Annotated in this window: 17 protein-coding genes and 1 pseudogene; 15 read left to right on the plus strand and 3 right to left on the minus strand. The window is 61.0% G+C overall.

The window, feature by feature from the left end:
* Nucleotides 1–7 precede the first annotated feature (7 nt).
* Both J2J99_RS09995 and J2J99_RS10000 read right to left on the minus strand, forming a co-directional pair.
* Nucleotides 8–727: a glycerophosphodiester phosphodiesterase gene (locus tag J2J99_RS09995; RefSeq protein ID WP_168294794.1), complete on the minus strand. Its 720-nt coding sequence runs from the start codon at nt 725–727 to the stop codon at nt 8–10.
* Complete coding sequence (locus J2J99_RS10000) at nt 724–1194, minus strand: RidA family protein (RefSeq protein WP_168294793.1); 471 nt, start codon at nt 1192–1194, stop codon at nt 724–726. The genes J2J99_RS09995 and J2J99_RS10000 overlap by 4 nt, the downstream gene beginning before the upstream one ends.
* Before the next feature lie 136 nt (nt 1195–1330).
* On the opposite strand from J2J99_RS10000, the gene J2J99_RS10005 reads away from it, so the two are divergent.
* The 15 genes and pseudogenes from J2J99_RS10005 to lpxB all read left to right on the plus strand — a co-directional run bounded on the left by J2J99_RS10005 (nt 1331) and on the right by lpxB (nt 16060).
* Nucleotides 1331–2167, plus strand: a complete 837-nt coding sequence (locus J2J99_RS10005; RefSeq protein ID WP_168294792.1) for a cell envelope integrity EipB family protein — start codon at nt 1331–1333, stop codon at nt 2165–2167.
* Nucleotides 2168–2295: 128 nt separating this feature from the next.
* A pseudogene (locus J2J99_RS10010) lies at nt 2296–2688 on the plus strand (hypothetical protein); the annotation flags it as partial.
* 231 nt (nt 2689–2919) lie between these two features.
* A complete protein-coding gene (rpsB, locus tag J2J99_RS10015) occupies nt 2920–3687 on the plus strand; it encodes a 30S ribosomal protein S2 (protein ID WP_168294791.1) in 768 nt (255 codons plus the stop codon).
* A 238-nt stretch (nt 3688–3925) separates the two neighbouring features.
* Complete coding sequence (gene tsf, locus J2J99_RS10020) at nt 3926–4852, plus strand: translation elongation factor Ts (protein ID WP_168294790.1); 927 nt, start codon at nt 3926–3928, stop codon at nt 4850–4852.
* Nucleotides 4853–4948: 96 nt separating this feature from the next.
* Nucleotides 4949–5671: a UMP kinase gene (pyrH, locus tag J2J99_RS10025; protein ID WP_168294789.1), complete on the plus strand. Its 723-nt coding sequence runs from the start codon at nt 4949–4951 to the stop codon at nt 5669–5671.
* Nucleotides 5672–5746: 75 nt separating this feature from the next.
* Nucleotides 5747–6307 carry a ribosome recycling factor gene (frr, locus tag J2J99_RS10030; protein ID WP_004678618.1) on the plus strand — a complete coding sequence of 187 codons (561 nt, stop codon included), beginning with the start codon at nt 5747–5749 and terminating at the stop codon, nt 6305–6307.
* Between the two features lie 37 nt (nt 6308–6344).
* Entirely contained in the window at nt 6345–7088 is a 744-nt protein-coding gene (locus tag J2J99_RS10035) for an isoprenyl transferase (protein WP_097667402.1), read from the plus strand.
* Nucleotides 7088–7918: a phosphatidate cytidylyltransferase gene (locus J2J99_RS10040; RefSeq protein ID WP_168294788.1), complete on the plus strand. Its 831-nt coding sequence runs from the start codon at nt 7088–7090 to the stop codon at nt 7916–7918. Before J2J99_RS10035 ends, J2J99_RS10040 begins: the two co-directional genes overlap by 1 nt.
* Before the next feature lie 37 nt (nt 7919–7955).
* A complete protein-coding gene (gene rseP / locus J2J99_RS10045) occupies nt 7956–9080 on the plus strand; it encodes an RIP metalloprotease RseP (protein WP_168294787.1) in 1125 nt (374 codons plus the stop codon).
* 196 nt (nt 9081–9276) lie between these two features.
* Nucleotides 9277–11616: an outer membrane protein assembly factor BamA gene (gene bamA, locus J2J99_RS10050; protein ID WP_168294786.1), complete on the plus strand. Its 2340-nt coding sequence runs from the start codon at nt 9277–9279 to the stop codon at nt 11614–11616.
* Nucleotides 11617–11666: 50 nt separating this feature from the next.
* Nucleotides 11667–12734: a UDP-3-O-(3-hydroxymyristoyl)glucosamine N-acyltransferase gene (gene lpxD / locus J2J99_RS10055; RefSeq protein ID WP_168294785.1), complete on the plus strand. Its 1068-nt coding sequence runs from the start codon at nt 11667–11669 to the stop codon at nt 12732–12734.
* Entirely contained in the window at nt 12727–13194 is a 468-nt protein-coding gene (gene fabZ / locus J2J99_RS10060; protein ID WP_168294784.1) for a 3-hydroxyacyl-ACP dehydratase FabZ, read from the plus strand. Before lpxD ends, fabZ begins: the two co-directional genes overlap by 8 nt.
* Nucleotides 13191–14009 (plus strand): acyl-ACP--UDP-N-acetylglucosamine O-acyltransferase, encoded by an 819-nt coding sequence (gene lpxA / locus J2J99_RS10065; RefSeq protein ID WP_168294783.1) that lies wholly within the window; start codon nt 13191–13193, stop codon nt 14007–14009. The genes fabZ and lpxA overlap by 4 nt, the downstream gene beginning before the upstream one ends.
* 3 nt (nt 14010–14012) lie before the next feature.
* Nucleotides 14013–14894 carry an LpxI family protein gene (locus tag J2J99_RS10070; protein WP_168294782.1) on the plus strand — a complete coding sequence of 294 codons (882 nt, stop codon included), beginning with the start codon at nt 14013–14015 and terminating at the stop codon, nt 14892–14894.
* A complete protein-coding gene (gene lpxB, locus J2J99_RS10075; protein WP_168294781.1) occupies nt 14891–16060 on the plus strand; it encodes a lipid-A-disaccharide synthase in 1170 nt (389 codons plus the stop codon). Before J2J99_RS10070 ends, lpxB begins: the two co-directional genes overlap by 4 nt.
* 35 nt (nt 16061–16095) lie before the next feature.
* Here lpxB and gltA read toward each other — a convergent pair whose 3' ends face one another.
* Nucleotides 16096–17385 carry a citrate synthase gene (gene gltA / locus J2J99_RS10080; RefSeq protein ID WP_004678636.1) on the minus strand — a complete coding sequence of 430 codons (1290 nt, stop codon included), beginning with the start codon at nt 17383–17385 and terminating at the stop codon, nt 16096–16098.
* Nucleotides 17386–17467 lie beyond the last annotated feature (82 nt).

Below are 17467 nucleotides of genomic sequence, written 5' to 3' on the forward strand. Positions count from 1 at the left end.
GCGAGCGTCAAACCACCACACGCGGATCGAAGCCTTCGAAGGTCATCTGATCTGCGTGGGCGAAGGTCCGACGGCGCGCCTCTTCGTCGCGCACCGTCCAGGTGATGACGGGAATGCCCTTTTCGTGTTCGCCGGTAATGAAGGCGTTCGGCAGATCATCATAATAATAGGAGATGAAATCGAGACCGATCTCCATCGCTTCGGCGTGCGTTCTAAACTCCTCCGGTGTGTTGCCGTTGGCGGTCAGCCCAAGCGGGTAAGGGGCGCCAAGCGCCTTGAGATCGCGCAGCAGCCAGTGGTCGAAGCTCATCAGCGCCACCTTGCCCTCATAACCCTCAAGCACCTCGAGAACGGCCTCGGCAAACCCCTCGTCATCAGCTTCGCGGCCCTTCAGTTCCAGGACCAGCGGAACCTTGCCCCGGACGAGATCGAGAAGCTGGCTGAGCGTCGGCACCTTGTCGCTCGTGCCGCCGACGGCGATCAGTCCGAGTTCCCTGGAGGTGCGCTCCCTGACGTCGCCGGTGAGACTGCACAGGCGCTGCAGGTCCTCGTCGTGAAAGATGATCGGAACGCCGTCGGAGGCATAATGCAGATCGCATTCGATCGCAAAGCCCGCTTCGACGGCGCGCGAAAAGGCCGAAAGCGTGTTTTCCCAGACGAGGTTATTGAGATCGTGAAAGCCGCGATGGGCGACCGGCACGTCCTTGATCCAGGCCGCATTCGTCATTCTGCGATTTCCATGATAGCATCGATCTCGACGGCGGCGTTCAGCGGCAGGGCGGCCATGCCGACGGCGGCGCGGGCATGTTTGCCGGCCTCGCCGAGCACGCCGGCAATGAGGTTCGACGCGCCGTTGATGACGAGATGCTGCTCGACAAAGTCGGGCGCCGAGGCGACGAAGCCGTTCAGCTTGATGACGCGCCGGATGCGGCCGAGATTGCCGCCAAGTGCAGCCTTCGCCTGGGCGAGGATGTTGATGGCGCAGAGCTCAGCGCCGCGCTGGCCGCTTGCAACGTCAACCGTCTTGCCGAGATGACCGGCGACGGCGATCTTGCCGCCTTCGAGGGGCAGCTGGCCGGAGATGTAGAGAAGATTGCCGCTGATAACGTAGGGAACGTAATTTGCGGCTGGGGCTGCGGCTTCGGGAAGGGTTATCCCCATCTCAGTCAGGCGCGCTGCAATTTCATCGGACATTTTCGTCTCCGCTTTTGTTGTCAATGTTTCAAAAATTATGCATCAAGACTAGAATCTTTAATATGACAGCTTCGAGCCTCGATTTGGCCGAAAGAGTTCATATAACATCGCGGCCGAGTCCAACAGGAGTGAATGAATGTTCCGATCGAGTCTTGCCGCTCTGCTTCTTGCCGGCGTATCCGCCAATGCATGGGCGGGGGCGCCTGCGGCAAGCGCTGCGGCCGCGACCGGCCTCATCGCCCATCGCGCCGTCTACGATCTCGAATTGAAGGACGCTTCGGACCGCTCCGGCATCGCCGGCATGTATGGCCGTATGGTCTATGAGTTCGACGGCAGCTATTGCCAGGGCTTTACCACCAATTTCCGCTTCGTGACGCAAATCGACACCGGCGACAGCGTGCGCGTCAGCGACCAGCAGACGAAGACCTTCGAGAATTTGAAGGACGGCAAGTTCACCTTCGACACAAAATCCTTCACCGACGACCAGCTCGACAAGGAGGTCAACGGTGCCGCTCAGGACCAGCCTGATGGTGTCAGGGTCGATCTCAAGCAGCCGGCCAGCCGCGAACTGCAGCTGGCCGAAAGCCGCTTTCCCACGGAACACATGCTGGACGTGATCCAGAACGCCAAGAACGGCAAGCGCTTCTTCGAGGCGCGCGTTTTCGACGGTTCCGATGACGGCGACAAGGCGCTGGTGACGACGACGATCGTCGGCAAGCAGCAGACGCCGGTTGCCGAAGAAGCCGATGCCGGCAATGCCGGCGCGTTCTCGAAGACCGCGTTCTGGCCGGTGACGATCGCCTATTTCAACGAGAATGCGAAATCGGACGCGCTGCCGGTCTATCGCATGTCCTTCAAGCTCTATGAGAACGGCATCACCCGCGACCTGACGATGGATTACGGCGATTTCGTCCTGACCGGCAAGCTTGCCAAGCTGGAACTGCTCGAGCGCAAGGCCGAGACTTGTCAGTAAGCTGCGGCTTTTTCACTGTCATAAAACTGTATGGCCGACCACCGATGATTGAGTCGCCTTTGTCGTCCTGCGCTTCGGAACGGTGCAATCCCAGCGGCCAGTACGTCGCGACGGGGCCTTTCATTGCAAAATATCTGGCCGGGGGCCTCGGCGGCGAGCCGATGATCGTCGGTTATGAGAATCAGCTGGTCGAATGGATCCTCGCCGATCCCACGCGCTGGGATCGCATCAAGGCGAGCACGGGCGCAAAGCCGGTGGTGCTCTATCCGCGCCCGACCGTCTATTCCGCGCATCCGCTGATCGTCGTCGACGAGAATGCCAACCGGCTGATCGAGGCCCTGACCAGCCCGCGGCTACAGGAACTTGCCTGGACCAAACACGGCTTCCGTGGTCCCTTGGGCACCGCGACCGGTAATGCCCACAGCGCCATCGCCAGCCTGCTGCCGGCCGAGGTCGATGCCATTCTGCCGATGCCGGACGCAGGCGTCATGCTGTCGCTGCTGTCGACGCTGGCCGGCTGAGCGGCGGCACTTGCAGGGCAGGCAGCGTCGGGATGCGCGGCGGAATCCTTGTTTTTATGCCCAATGGAATCTTTTCCTTGCTTTTATGCAGAACGGAATGTATGGGCACCGGCATTCCACACGCAAGGCATGGGATTGTCCGGGAGAAATCCGGGCTGTTCCGCCGGTGGCGTCCTCGAAGAGGATGCTGTTCGCCTTGCGGGGGTTCAACCGGAAAAGGAGTAACAAGGCATGGCATTGCCTGATTTTTCTATGCGTCAGCTTCTTGAAGCAGGCGTTCACTTCGGCCACCAGACGCATCGCTGGAACCCGAAGATGAAGCCGTACATCTTCGGCGATCGTAATAACATTCACATCATCGACCTGGCCCAGACCGTTCCGATGCTGTCGCGCGCCCTTCAGGTCGTCAGCGACACCGTTGCTCGCGGCGGCCGCGTTCTCTTCGTCGGCACCAAGCGCCAGGCCTCCGAGATCATCGCCGACAGCGCCAAGCGCTCGGCCCAGTACTACGTCAACTCGCGCTGGCTCGGCGGCATGATGACGAACTGGAAGACGATCTCCAACTCGATCCAGCGCCTGCGCAAACTCGATGAGATTCTCGGCGGCGAAGCACAGGGCTTCACCAAGAAGGAACGTCTGAACCTCGAGCGCGAGCGTGAAAAGCTCGACAAGGCTCTCGGCGGTATCCGCGATATGGGCGGCACCCCCGACCTGATGTTCATCATCGACACCAACAAGGAAAAGATCGCGATCGACGAAGCCAAGCGCCTCGGCATCCCGGTTGTCGCCATCATAGACTCGAACTGCGATCCCGACATGATCGACTATCCGATTCCGGGCAACGACGACGCATCGCGCGCAATCGCTCTTTACTGCGAGCTGATCTCCCGCGCTGCCATCGACGGCATCGCGCGTCAGCAGAGCTCTTCCGGCCGCGATCTCGGCGCATCCTCCGAAGTTCCGGTCGAGCCGGCTCTCGAAGAAGCAGCCGAAGGCTGATGAAAGCGGGCGGATCGAAAACTCCGCCAAAGCTTGCATAGACTGGGAAGGCCGCTCGCGACTCATCGAAGTTCGGCGGCCTTACCTGTTTCAGGCGGAGGCATCAGCGCTTCGCCAGACAAGTTTTCGTTGTGACGCGTCTTCATCACGCTGTCATACATACAGGTACATTTCGTGCCTCAATCCGGTGCCGCGCCGCGCTTTGCGGTCCACCGTTTGAACCGACAAGAGGAAGATAATGAGCGAGATTACGGCTGCAATGGTGAAGGAACTGCGCGAAAAGACCGGCGCAGGCATGATGGACTGCAAGAAGGCGCTCGCCGAAACCAATGGCGACATGGAAGCGGCGATCGACTGGCTGCGCGCCAAGGGCATCGCCAAGGCCGACAAGAAGTCCGGCCGTACCGCTGCCGAAGGCCTCATCGGCGTTTCGAGCGAAGGCACCAAGGCCGTCGTCGTCGAAGTCAACTCCGAAACCGACTTCGTCGCCCGTAACGACGCCTTCCAGGATCTCGTCCGCGGCATCGCCAAGGTTGCCGTCTCCACCAACGGCAGCGTCGATGCCGTTGCGGCCGCGACCTACCCGGCATCCGGCAAGTCGGTTTCCGACACGATCAAGGATGCGATCGCAACGATCGGCGAGAACATGAACCTGCGCCGTTCGGTCGCTCTCTCCGTCGAGGACGGCGTTGTTGCCACCTATATCCACAATGCCGTTTCCGACGGTCTCGGCAAGCTTGGCGTTCTCGTTGCGCTGAAGTCGACCGGCGACAAGGAAGCCCTGAACGCGATCGGCCGCCAGGTCGCCATGCATATTGCCGCGACCGCGCCGCTGGCGATCCGCCCCGAGGAAGTCGATGCCGCCGTCGCCGAGCGCGAGCGCAACGTCTTCATCGAGCAGTCGCGCGCCTCCGGCAAGCCGGACAACATCATCGAAAAGATGGTGGAAGGCCGCATGCGCAAGTTCTTTGAAGAAGTCGCCCTTCTCTCGCAGGCTTTCGTCATCAATCCCGATCTGACCGTCGCAGCCGCCATCAAGGAAGCTGAAAAGGCTGTCGGCGCTCCGATCGAAGTTGCCGGCATGGCCCGTCTTCTGCTCGGCGAAGGCGTCGAGAAGGAAGAGACCGACTTCGCAGCCGAAGTCGCGGCTGCCGCCAAAGGTTGATCTTCCAGCCATAATTCTGAAAACAAGAAGGGCATCGCGTGACAACGCGGTGCCCTTCGTGTATCGGGCATTCACGGCAATTTACGAGGAGCCAAGATGTCTTTAGAGCCTGTCTATAAACGCGTTCTGCTCAAGGCTTCCGGCGAAGCGCTCATGGGTGCCCAGGGTTTCGGGATCGATGTCGCGGTGGCGGACCGCATTGCATCCGATATCGCCGAGGCAAGGCATATGGGCGTGGAAGTCGGCGTCGTCGTCGGTGGCGGCAATATCTTCCGCGGTGTCGCGGTGGCTTCCAAGGGCGGCGACCGGGTGACCGGCGACCATATGGGCATGCTCGGCACCATCATCAACGCGCTGGCGCTGGCGACCTCGCTGCGCAAGCTCAGCATCGACACGGTGGTCCTTTCGGCCATTTCCATGCCGGAGATCTGCGAGAGCTTTTCGCAGCGCGCGACCCTCTATCATCTGTCGATGGGACGCGTGGTGATCTTTGCAGGCGGCACCGGCAATCCCTTCTTCACCACCGATTCCGCCGCGGCACTCCGCGCCGCCGAAATGGGTGCGCAGGCCATCTTCAAGGGCACACAGGTCGACGGCATCTATACCGCCGACCCGAAGAAATATCCCGACGCGACGCGGTTTGATCGTCTGACGCACCAGGAAGTGCTGGACAGGGGGCTTGCGGTGATGGACGTTGCCGCCGTGGCGCTCGCCAGGGAGAATTCCATTCCGATCATCGTCTTCTCGATCCACGAGAAGGGCGGTTTTGCCGAAATCTTGACGGGCGGTGGCCTCAAAACCATCGTCTCCGACAATTGATAATAGTTAGAGCATGATGGTGTCCGAAAGCGCTGACGCTTTTTCGGCATCATGCTTTGAGACGGGAGCATCGACATGAGTGAAGGTATCGATATCAAGGAATTGAAGCGCCGCATGGATGGCGCGGTTTCCGCATTCAAGAGCGACATCGCATCGCTGCGCACCGGCCGTGCCTCGGCCAACATCCTCGATCCGGTGACGATCGAGGCCTATGGTTCGCGCGTGCCGCTGAACCAGGTCGCTAACATCACCGTGCCCGAGCCGCGCATGCTGACTGTCTCCGTCTGGGACAAGTCGATGGTCAGCGCCGTCGAGCGCGGCATTCGCGAATCCAATCTCGGTCTCAACCCGATCGTCGACGGCCAGAGCCTGCGCATCCCGCTGCCGGAGTTGAACGAGGAGCGTCGCAAATCGCTCGTCAAGGTGGCTCACGACTATGCCGAAAAGAGCAAGGTCGCGATTCGCCATGTCCGCCGCGACGGCATGGACGGCCTCAAGAAAGCCGAAAAGGATGGCGTAATCGGACAGGACGAGAGCCGTGCACAGTCGGAACGCGTCCAGAAGATGACGGACGAGACGATTTCCGAAATCGACCGCTTGCTTGGCGAGAAGGAAAAGGAAATCATGCAGGTCTAGTGTATCTGTGCCTTTGCCTGGAAAGACCGGACGGGAAATGTCGGAATCTGTATTTTTGACTGTGCCAGAGCATGTTGCCATCATCATGGATGGCAACGGCCGCTGGGCCAAGCAGCGTGGCCTGCCGCGCACGATGGGCCATCGCAAGGGCGTCGAGGCAGTGCGCGAGACAGTGCGCGCGGCTGGCGCGGCCGGCATAAAATATCTGACCCTCTTTGCCTTCTCCTCGGAGAACTGGCGCCGGCCCGAGGCTGAGGTCTCCGATCTGCTGGGTCTGCTCAAGGCTTTCATCCGACGCGACCTGGCCGAGCTTCATCGCCAGAATGTCCGCATCAGGGTGATCGGCGATCGCCACAGCCTGCGCAGCGACATCCTCGGCCTGCTGCTCGAGGCGGAGGAGACGACCAAGGACAATACGGCACTGACGCTGGTCATCGCCTTCAATTACGGCTCGCGCGATGAAATCTCCCGCGCTGTGGTGAGCTTGGCCAAGGACGTCGAGGCCGGTCGCCTCAGGGCGCAGGACATCACGCCTGCGCTGATCGACGCCCGTCTCGACACGGCCGGCATCCCCGATCCGGATCTGATCATCCGGACCAGCGGCGAGGAGCGGCTTTCCAATTTCCTGCTGTGGCAGGCCGCCTATTCGGAATTCATCTTCGTTCCGGAATATTGGCCGGATTTCAGCCCCGAGATTTTCCGCTCGGCGCTTGAGAAATTCGCCTCCCGCGACCGGCGCTTCGGCGGCCTGTCGTCGCAGGCAGCCGCGGTCGGCACCTGATGCAGCAGGAACTGAAACTGCGCATCGCTTCAGGGCTGATTCTCGCGGTCATGGTTCTTGCCGCCACCTGGTATGGCGGCCTTGCCTTCCGCATCCTGGCGGTCGTGATCGGTCTGCTGATCTATTATGAATGGTCGAACATCACCGGCGTCGCGCGTGACTGGGTTGCCAATGTCGTTGGCTGGACCGGCGAGGCGGCGATTGCTTTCCTGGTGCTTGCCGGCAATTTCGAATTCGCCGCCGGCATGCTGGCCGGCGTGACGGCCGTCGGCATCGCCCTGATCATCCTGCACGGCACCAGCCGCTGGTTCCCGGCGGGTCTGTTTTATGCCGGTGCCACTGGCGTGGCGCTCGCCGCGATCAGGGGCGGCGATCTGCCTGGCCTTTATGCCATGCTCTTCGTCTTTGCCGTCGTCTGGGCAACCGATATCCTGGCCTATTTCGTCGGCAGGGCTCTTCGCGGGCCGAAGCTTGCCCCGTCGATCTCGCCCGGAAAGACGTGGTCCGGCGCTATCGGTGGCGCCGTTTCGGCGGTCGCAGCCGGCGTCGTTCTTGTCCATTTTCTTGTTCCGGGCGCGGAAGTCGTTGCCGCCGGCGTGGCGCTCGTTCTGTCGGTTTGCAGTCAGTCGGGCGATCTATTCGAATCTTTCATCAAGCGAAAATTCGGCGTCAAAGATTCAAGCCATCTCATCCCGGGTCATGGCGGCGTCATGGATCGTGTCGACGGACTGATTTTCGCCTGTTTTTCGGCGTTATTGCTTGCAGGGCTTTTTTCGCTGATAAAGGGGACAGGAATGGCGTCTCTTGGCGCGGCACTGTTCGCCCTCTGATGACCCGGCAGGCTGACGGAAGGAACTTAAGGAAGTGATGAGCGGCCTATATACCTTTCTGATGGGGAATGTCGTCACCTTCATCCTCGTGCTCTCGCTGCTCGTCTTCGTGCATGAGATGGGGCATTATCTGGTCGGGCGCTGGAGCGGCATTCGCATTCTCGCCTTTTCGGTCGGTTTCGGCCCGGAGATATTCGGCTTCAACGACCGCCACGGAACACGCTGGAAGATTTCGGCAATCCCGCTTGGCGGTTACGTTCGCTTCTTCGGCGACGAGGACGCCTCGAGCAAGCCCGACAGCGAGAAGATAGCCGCCATGTCGGAGGAGGACAGGGCGCGCTCCTTTGCCGGCGCCAAGCTGTGGAAACGTGCGGCGACTGTCGCCGCCGGCCCGATCGCCAACTTCCTGCTGGCAATCGCGATTTTCGCCGTTCTTTTCTCGGTTTACGGCCGCATGATCGCCGATCCCGTCGTGGCCGAGGTCACGCCGGACGGAGCGGCGGCGGCCGCCGGGATTCTTCCCGGCGATCTGCTGGTTGCCATCGACGGCAGCAAGGTTGAGACCTTCGACGATGTGCGCCGCTATGTCGCCATTCGCCCGAGCCAGAAAATCGTTGTGACGATCGAGCGCGGCCGCCAGAAGCTCGATGTGCCAATGGTGCCGCAGCGGACCGACCGGACAGACCAATTCGGCAACAAGATCGAACTCGGCCAGATCGGCATCATCACCAACAAGGAAGCGGGCAATTTCCGCCTGCGGACCTACACGCCGCTTGAGGCGGTGCGTGAAGGGGTGATCGAAAGCGCAAGCATCGTCACCGGCACCTTCAAATATATCGCCAATATCTTCGCCGGATCGATGCGGGCCGATCAATTGGGTGGGCCAATCCGCGTGGCGCAGGCGTCCGGCCAGATGGCAAGCCTTGGCATCGGCGCGGTGCTGCAGCTTGCTGCGACACTTTCAGTTTCGATAGGATTGCTTAACCTGATGCCGGTTCCGGTACTTGATGGCGGCCACCTGATGTTCTATGCGGTGGAGGCGGTGAGGGGCAGACCGCTGGGCGCCAAGGCTCAGGAAATTGCGTTTCGCATCGGCTTGGCAATGATACTGACATTGATGGTATTTACGACCTGGAACGACATAAGCCTGAGCTCAGGGTAAACGCGCGAGGCAAGGGAATTACTATTTATTTACGATGTTTCAAGGCTGTAGTGGCGAATGGGTCACGCTTCGAAATGAAGTAAACAGAAATTAACGCCCTCCCTTGCTTGTATGTCAAAAGCGGGTAAAACGACACACGTGACCGGAATCGGGTTCTCCCGGGGACGGGTACGAGGGAAAAAAGGTAATAGGTGAAATGAAGGCTGGTTCAAAGTTTTTGAACGCAGTATCGGCGGTTGCGCTGTCTGCTAGTGTTGTTGCTTCGGGCGCAGGCGCTTTGACGTTCGTTTCCGCTACGGCTGCCGAGGCCGCGGTCATCCAGCGCATCGATGTGCGCGGCGCCAGCCGCGTCGGCGCGGAAGCCGTCCGGTCGAACCTGACGATCACGCCCGGCAAAAGCTTTTCGAACGCCGACATTGATAACTCGGTCAAGCAGCTCTATGGCACCGGTTACTTCTCCGACGTCAAGATTTCCGTCTCGGGCGGCACGCTCGTCGTCAACGTCCAGGAGGCCCAGCTCGTCAATCAGGTGGTCTTCAACGGCAACCGCAAGATCAAGGACGACAAGCTCGCGGCGATCGTCCAGACCCACGCTGCCGGTCCCTACAGCGACACGCAGATCCAATCAGACATCCAGGCGATCAAGGACGCTTACGCCGCTACCGGCCGCAGCGAAGTCGAAGTGACGACGCAGGTGGTGCCGCTCGGTGAAGGTCGCGTCAATCTCGCCTTCGTCATCAACGAAGGTGACCGCACCAAGATCGATTCGATCAATTTCGTCGGCAACAATGCATACAGCGCCGGCCGTCTGGCTGCCGTCATCCAGACCAAGCGTTCGAATTTCCTTTCGTTCCTGACCCGCAAGGACGTCTATAACGAAGACAAGCTTCACGCCGACGAAGAAGCGCTGCGCCAGTTCTATTACAACCGCGGCTATGCCGATATGCGCATCGTCTCTTCGGATGCGAGCTTCGACGAGGCAACCAACAAGTACACGCTCACTTTCAACATCGAGGAAGGTCAGCGTTACGACTTCGGACCGGTAACCGTCCAGTCGACCGTCGAAGGCGTCGGCTCGGATCAGTTGCTGCCGCTGGTGCGCACGAAGGAAGGCCATATCTACAGCGCCAAGGAGGTGCAGAAGTCGATCGAAGCGATCTCCGATCAGGTGGCCTCTGCCGGTTATCCCTTCGCGCGCGTCACGCCGCGCGGGAACCGCGACCTCAACAACAACACGATCGGTGTCGAATATCTGGTCGACCAGGGCGAGCGCGCCTATGTCGAGCGCATCGAAATCCGCGGCAACAGCCGCACGCGCGATTACGTCATTCGCCGCGAATTCGACATGAGCGAAGGCGATGCCTTCAACCAGCAGATGATCACCAAGGCCAAGCGCCGCCTTGAAGCGCTCGGCTATTTCTCCTCCGTCAATATCTCCACCCAGCCGGGCAGTTCGCCGGATCGCGTAGTGGTGGTCGTTGACGTGCAGGATCAGTCCACCGGTTCGTTCGGCGTCGGTGCAGGTTATGCCGCCGGCGGTGATGGTCTGTTGCTCGAAGCGTCTATCGAAGAGAAGAACTTCCTCGGTCGCGGCCAGTACATCCGCGTCTCGGCCGGCGGCGGTCAGGAAGGTTCGCGCGCCTACGGCGTCAGCTTCACCGAACCCTATTTTCTCGGCTATCGTCTTGCGGCGGGCTTCGACGTCAACCACAGCGAGACGTCGAGCAATGACAATTACGATTACCAGGAAACCAGCGTCGTCCTGCGCGTCACCGCGCCGATCACCGAGGATCTGGCGACGACCTTCCGTTATAACTACAAGCAGATGAAGTATGATGCTGATAACAACGATCTTTCCGATCTGTCGGCTCCTTATCAGCACCTCGTCGAGGACAGCCCCTGGACGCGGTCGTCCATCTCGCAGACGCTGACCTACAACACGCTCGACGACACCGTCCTGCCGCGCGAAGGCATCTACGCGACGGCGACGCAGGAAATTGCCGGTCTCGGCGGTGACTCGCAGTTCTACAAGATATACGGCAAGGCCCGTTACTATCACCTGCTCGCTGACGATGCCGATATCATCGGCTCGGTTTCGGCCTCGGCCGGTTATGTCGTCGGCTTCGGCGAGCATCTGAACGTCTTCGACCAGTTCACGCTGACCAACGGCGACATACGCGGTTTCGAAAACAAGGGTATCGGCCCGCGCGTTGCAGGCACCAACGACGATCCGCTGGGTGGTACGACCTATTTCACCGCATCGGCCGAAGCAACCTTCCCGATGCCTGGCTTCCCGCGTGACTTCAATCTGCGCGGCGCGGTCTTCGCCGATGCAGGCACGTTGTTCGGCAACGACGTCGACCTCAGGGGCGACGGCATCGAGGGCGAAGACGCCTCGCTTCGCGCTTCCGTCGGTGTCGGTGTGGTCTGGCAGTCTCCTTTCGGTTCATTGCGTCTGGATTACGCAATCCCGGTCCTCAAGGAAGACTTCGACAAGACGCAGAACTTCAAGTTTGGCATCAACAACCAATTCTGATATCGGCAGTCCGGAACTGTAAGACTCAATTCCGTTCTGGAGCATTGCCGATGGAGCAAAACGTTTTTTTTCTGCCCCATGAAGGTCTGAAGCTCGCTGAGCTGGCAGAGTTTCTTGGGGCGGAACTTGCCAATTCCGACCATGCCGATGTCATCGTTCGTTCCGTCGCTCCCATCAACCGGGCGCGGACGGGCGACGTCTGTTACATCCTGTCGCGCCGCAGCCGGGATGAGTTACTCACCTGCCAGGCTTCAGCGGTGATCTGCGACAAGGCGCTCGCCGACCTCGTACCTCCGCATATCCCGATCATCCTGTCGTCCAATCCGCATGCGGCTTTCGCCATGGCAGGCGGCCTGTTCTACCCCGCAGCTCTGCGTCCGGTCGCGATTTCGCCGAGTGAAGACGGGATCGCGCCGAGCGCGGTGATCGATCCGAGCGCCAGGCTGGAAAAGGGCGTGATCGTCGAGCCGCTGGCGGTTATCGGCGCGCATGTCGAAATCGGCGAGGGCACCCGTATCGGTGCGCACAGCATCATTGGCCCCGGCGTCAAGATCGGCCGGGATTGTTCGATTGCCGCCGGCGCCAGCATTCTATGTGCGCTGATCGGCAACGGCGTCATCATCCACAACGGCGTTCGCATAGGCCAAGACGGTTTCGGGTATGCGCCCGGTCCGCGCGGCATGATCAAGATCGTCCAGATCGGCCGGGTGATCATCCAGGATAATGTCGAGATCGGTGCCAATACCACGATCGATCGCGGCGCCATGGACGATACGGTGATCGGTGAGGGCACCAAGATCGACAACCAGGTTCAGATCGGCCACAACGTCCAGATGGGCCGCCATTGCGCCATTGTCGCGCAGGTCGGCATCGCCGGCAGCACGAAGATCGGCAACGGCGTGCAGATCGGCGGCCAGGCCGGCATCAAGGGTCATGTGACGATCGGCGACGGCGTGCAGATCGCCGCCAAAAGCGGTATCATGACCGATCTTGCCGCCGGCGGGCAATATGGCGGCGTACCGGCTCGTCCGCTGAAAGACTATCTGAGAGAGGCGGCGCAACAAGTCTCGAAGGCCAAGTTGCGCGGGCGGAACCCTGGAGGCAAGGAAAATGACTGAGGAAGCCACGACGACGCTTTCTTCGGCTGACATCATCGAGATCATGAAGCTGTTGCCGCATCGCTATCCGTTTCTGATGGTCGACAAGATCATTGAGATCGATGGCGACAACACGGCGATCGGCATCAAGAACGTCACCGTGAACGAGCCGCATTTCACCGGCCATTTTCCGGAATCGCCGATCATGCCGGGCGTGCTGCTGATCGAAGGCATGGCGCAGACCGCGGGTGCGATCTGTGCCAAGAAGGAAGGCCAGCCCGGCAACCTTGTCTACTTCATGACCATTGAGAATGCGCGCTTCCGCAAGCCGGTTGTGCCCGGCGATCGCGTCGAATTCCACGTCAAGAAGCATAAGCAGCGCGGCAATATCTGGAAATTTCATTGCGACGCCAAGGTGGATGGCACGCTGGTCGCCGAGGCCGATATCGGCGCGATGATCGTTCGTAAGGATCAGGCATGAGCACGATTGCCGAAAGCGCCCGCATTCATCCGATGGCCGTCGTCGAAGACGGGGCAACCATTGGTGAGGGCGTCAAGATCGGTCCCTTCTGCCATGTTGGGCCGCACGTCGTCCTGCATGAAAATGTCGAGCTCCTGGCGCATGCGGTCGTCACCGGCCGGACGGTAATCGGCAAGGGCACGCGCATCTTCCCGATGGCGGTGGTCGGCGGCGATCCGCAGAGCGTTCATCACGCCGGCGAAGAGACGACGCTTTCGGTCGGCGCCAACTGCACGATCCGCGAAGGCGTGACAATGAACACCGGCACGGCCGATTTCGGCGGCCAGACCATCGTCGGCGACAACAATCTGTTCCTGGCCAATTCGCATGTGGCGCATGACTGCCGGGTCGGCAACCACGTGATCATGTCGAACAATGTCATGCTCGCCGGCCACGTCGTCATCGAGGATCGCGTCATTCTCGGCGGCGGTTCGGCCGTTCACCAGTTCACCCGCGTCGGCCGCCAGGCCTTCGTCGGTGGCCTGTCGGCAGTAAGCTACGATGTCATTCCCTACGGTATGCTGAACGGCAACCCCGGTCTGCTGAGCGGCCTCAATGTCGTCGGCATGACGCGCGCCGGCATCGACCGCGCCGTCATCCATAGGGTACGCCGCGCCTACAAGGCGATCTTCGAGGGAACGGCCTCCGTGCGTGAAAACGCTGCCGCCATCCGCGAGGAATATGGTGATTGCGCAGAGGTGATGCAGATCCTGGATTTCATCGCGGCCGAAAGCGACCGCGCCCTGTCCTCGCCGACCCGGGGTCAGAAGGGCTAGTCCGTGGCTTTCTCCGGCGACAGCGCAGCAGGCCGGCTGGCGATCATCGCCGGCGGCGGCCTTCTGCCTTCCTATGTCGCGGAAGCCGCACGCGCAGCGGGCGAAAATCCTGTTATCGTTGCCCTGAAGGACGAAAGCGACCGGCGTTGGGAAGGCTACGACCACGCCATCATCGGTATCGGTGATTTTGCCGCCCTCGATGGTCTTCTCAACCGTTATGGCATCGGCCGCGTGGTGATGTCGGGCAGCGTGCGCCGCCGGCCGGAATGGCGCGAGGTGCGCCCGACACTGCGCATCCTGATGAAGGTGCCGGCCGCGATCCGCACCTTGCTCTCCGGTGGCGACGATACTGTCCTGCAGATGGTGATTCGGTTGATCGAGGGAAATGGCCGGCGCGTCGTCGGCGCCCACGAGATCGCTCCCGACCTGCTGGCTTCCGTCGGTCCGCTTGGTGCCGTGGCGCCCGGCGAGGAAGATCGGCGCGATATCAGCCGCGCTGCCGAAGCCGCCGAAACGCTCGGTCGGCTGGATGTCGGGCAGGGCGCCGTCAGCATCGGTGGGCGCCTTGTCGCGCTGGAAGGTCTTGAGGGCACCGATGACATGCTTGACCGTGTCGCCGGCCTCAGAGCCGCCGGGCGCATCTCGACGCGCCGCCGCGGCGTGCTCGTCAAGCTCTGCAAGCCGCAGCAGGACATTCGCGCCGACCTGCCGGCGATCGGCTTATCCACTGTGCTGAACGCCGGCAAAGCCGGCCTTGCCGGCATCGCCGTCGAAGCCGGGCGCTCGCTGGTGCTCGATCGTGCTGCCGTCATCCGCGCCGCCGACGAGGCCGGGCTTTTCGTCTGCGGCCTTGATCGCGGCCTGCCGGGATGGGGGCTGGAATGAACAGTGCGCCGCTGAAGATTGCGGTTATTGCCGGTGAGGTGTCGGGCGATCTCCTCGGTGCCGACCTCATCGCCGCGCTGAAGCGGATCCATGGCGGGCCGGTGGAACTTGTCGGCGTCGGCGGCGAGGGTCTGCAGGCGCAGGGCCTGATATCCCTGTTCGATTTTTCCGAACTGTCGATTATGGGAATCACCCAGGTGCTGAGCCGGCTGCCGAAGCTGTTTGGCCTGATCCGCCGGACAACGGCTGAGATCATCGCCGCAAGGCCGGATATTCTCGTCATCATCGACAGCCCGGATTTCACCCATCGCGTGGCAAAGCGCGTCCGCACGGCGCTGCCAGATTTGCCTGTCGTCAATTATGTCTGTCCGAGCGTCTGGGCCTGGAAGGAGTATCGCGCCAAGCGCATGCTTGCCTATGTCGATCATGTACTCGCCGTCCTCCCTTTCGAACCGGCGACGATGCAGCGCCTCGAGGGACCGGCAACGACCTATGTGGGGCATCGCCTGACCGCCGACCCTGCGCTCCTGGAGACCCGACGCCTGCGCGCCGGACGACGGCCCGGCAACGGCGCAATTCTGCTTCTGCCCGGTTCACGCTCCTCGGAAATCCGGAAGCTGCTGCCGTATTTCGAGGTGGCGGTGAACGAACTTGTCGCCCGCAATGGACCGATGCGCTTCATCCTGCCGACGATGAGACACAAGGAAGTGCTTGTGCGCGGCTTGACGGCGAATTGGGCGGTAAAGCCGGAGATCGTTGTCGGCGCGGAAGCAAAGTGGCAGGCGTTCGTTGAGGCCGATGCAGCCATGGCGGCATCCGGAACGGTTATTCTCGAACTTGCGCTTGCCGACGTTCCCGTCGTCTCTGCCTACAAGGTCGACTGGATCATGCGGCTGCTGACATCGGGCATCAAGACCTGGACAGGGGCGCTGCCAAACCTGATTGCCGATTACGCGGTCGTGCCGGAGTATCTGAACGATGTCGTTCGCGGGGCAAGCCTCGCACGCTGGATGGAGAGGCTGTCAGCCGACACTTACCAGCTCAAGGCGATGAAGGAGGGTTATGAGCTGGTCTGGCAGCGCATGCAGACCGAAAAGCCGCCGGGCGAACATGCTGCCGAAATCCTTCTCGACGTGCTGAGAAAGAAAAAACCCGGTCGTTTCTGACCGGGTTTTCTTTTGAGCCGATTGGCCTGAAGCGATCAGCGCTTCGAAACCGGGATGTAGTCGCGCTTCGGTTCGCCGACATAGAGCTGGCGCGGACGGCCGATGCGCTGCTCCGGATCCTCGATCATCTCGTTCCACTGCGCGATCCAGCCAACGGTGCGGGCGAGCGCGAAGAGTACGGTAAACATGGTCGTGGGGAAGCCGAGCGCCTTCAGCGTGATGCCGGAATAGAAGTCGATGTTCGGATAGAGCTTCTTTTCGATGAAATATTCGTCGGTGAGCGCGATGCGCTCCAGCTCCATCGCCACTTCGAGCAGCGGATCGTCCTTGATGCCGAGCTCGCCGAGCACTTCATGCGTCGTCTTCTGCATGATCTTGGCGCGCGGATCGTAATTCTTGTAAACCCGGTGACCGAAGCCCATCAGGCGGAACGGATCGTTCTTGTCCTTGGCGCGGGCAATATATTCCGGAATGTGATCGACAGTGCCGATTTCTGTCAGCATGTTGAGCGCCGCTTCGTTGGCGCCGCCATGTGCCGGGCCCCAGAGGCAGGCAATGCCGGCCGCGATGCAGGCGAAGGGGTTGGCGCCCGACGAACCGGCGAGGCGGACGGTCGAGGTCGACGCGTTCTGCTCGTGGTCGGCGTGCAGGATGAAGATGCGGTCCATGGCGCGGGCAAGCACCGGGTTGACCACGTATTCCTCGCAGGGAACGGCAAAGCACATGCGCAGGAAGTTCGACGCATAGTCGAGGTCGTTCTTCGGGTAAACGAAGGGCTGGCCGATATGGTACTTGTAGGCCATGGCGGCCAGCGTCGGCATCTTGGCGATCATCCGCAGGCTGGCGACCATGCGCTGGTGCGGATCGGTGATATCGGTCGAGTCGTGATAGAAGGCCGATAGCGCGCCGACGCAGCCGCACATGACGGCCATCGGATGCGCATCGCGGCGGAAGCCGGTGAAGAAGCGGCTCATTTGCTCGTGCACCATGGTGTGATGCGTGACGCGATAGTCGAAGTCCTTCTTCTGCGCTGCCGTCGGCAGCTCGCCGTAAAGCAGGAGGTAGCAGACCTCGAGGAAGTCGCCATGTTCGGCGAGCTGCTCGATCGGGTAGCCGCGGTGCAGCAGCACACCTTCGTCGCCATCGATATAGGTGATTTTCGATTCACAGGATGCGGTCGAGGTGAAGCCCGGATCATAAGTGAAGGAAGCGGTGTTCTTGTAGAGGGCACCGATATCGATGACGCTTGGACCGATCGTGCCGCTTTTGACCGCGAGGTCGACCGATTTGTCACCGATTTTTATTGTTGCGCTTTGATCCGTCATGCTGATCCTCCGAAATGTCGGTGGCGCCACAAAAGCGCCATAGGGGTTAAGCGTCCTCACCGATAGCTATATGATCGCGAGG

The sequence above is a fragment of the Rhizobium binae genome (assembly GCF_017357225.1).
Lineage (GTDB): Bacteria > Pseudomonadota > Alphaproteobacteria > Rhizobiales > Rhizobiaceae > Rhizobium > Rhizobium binae.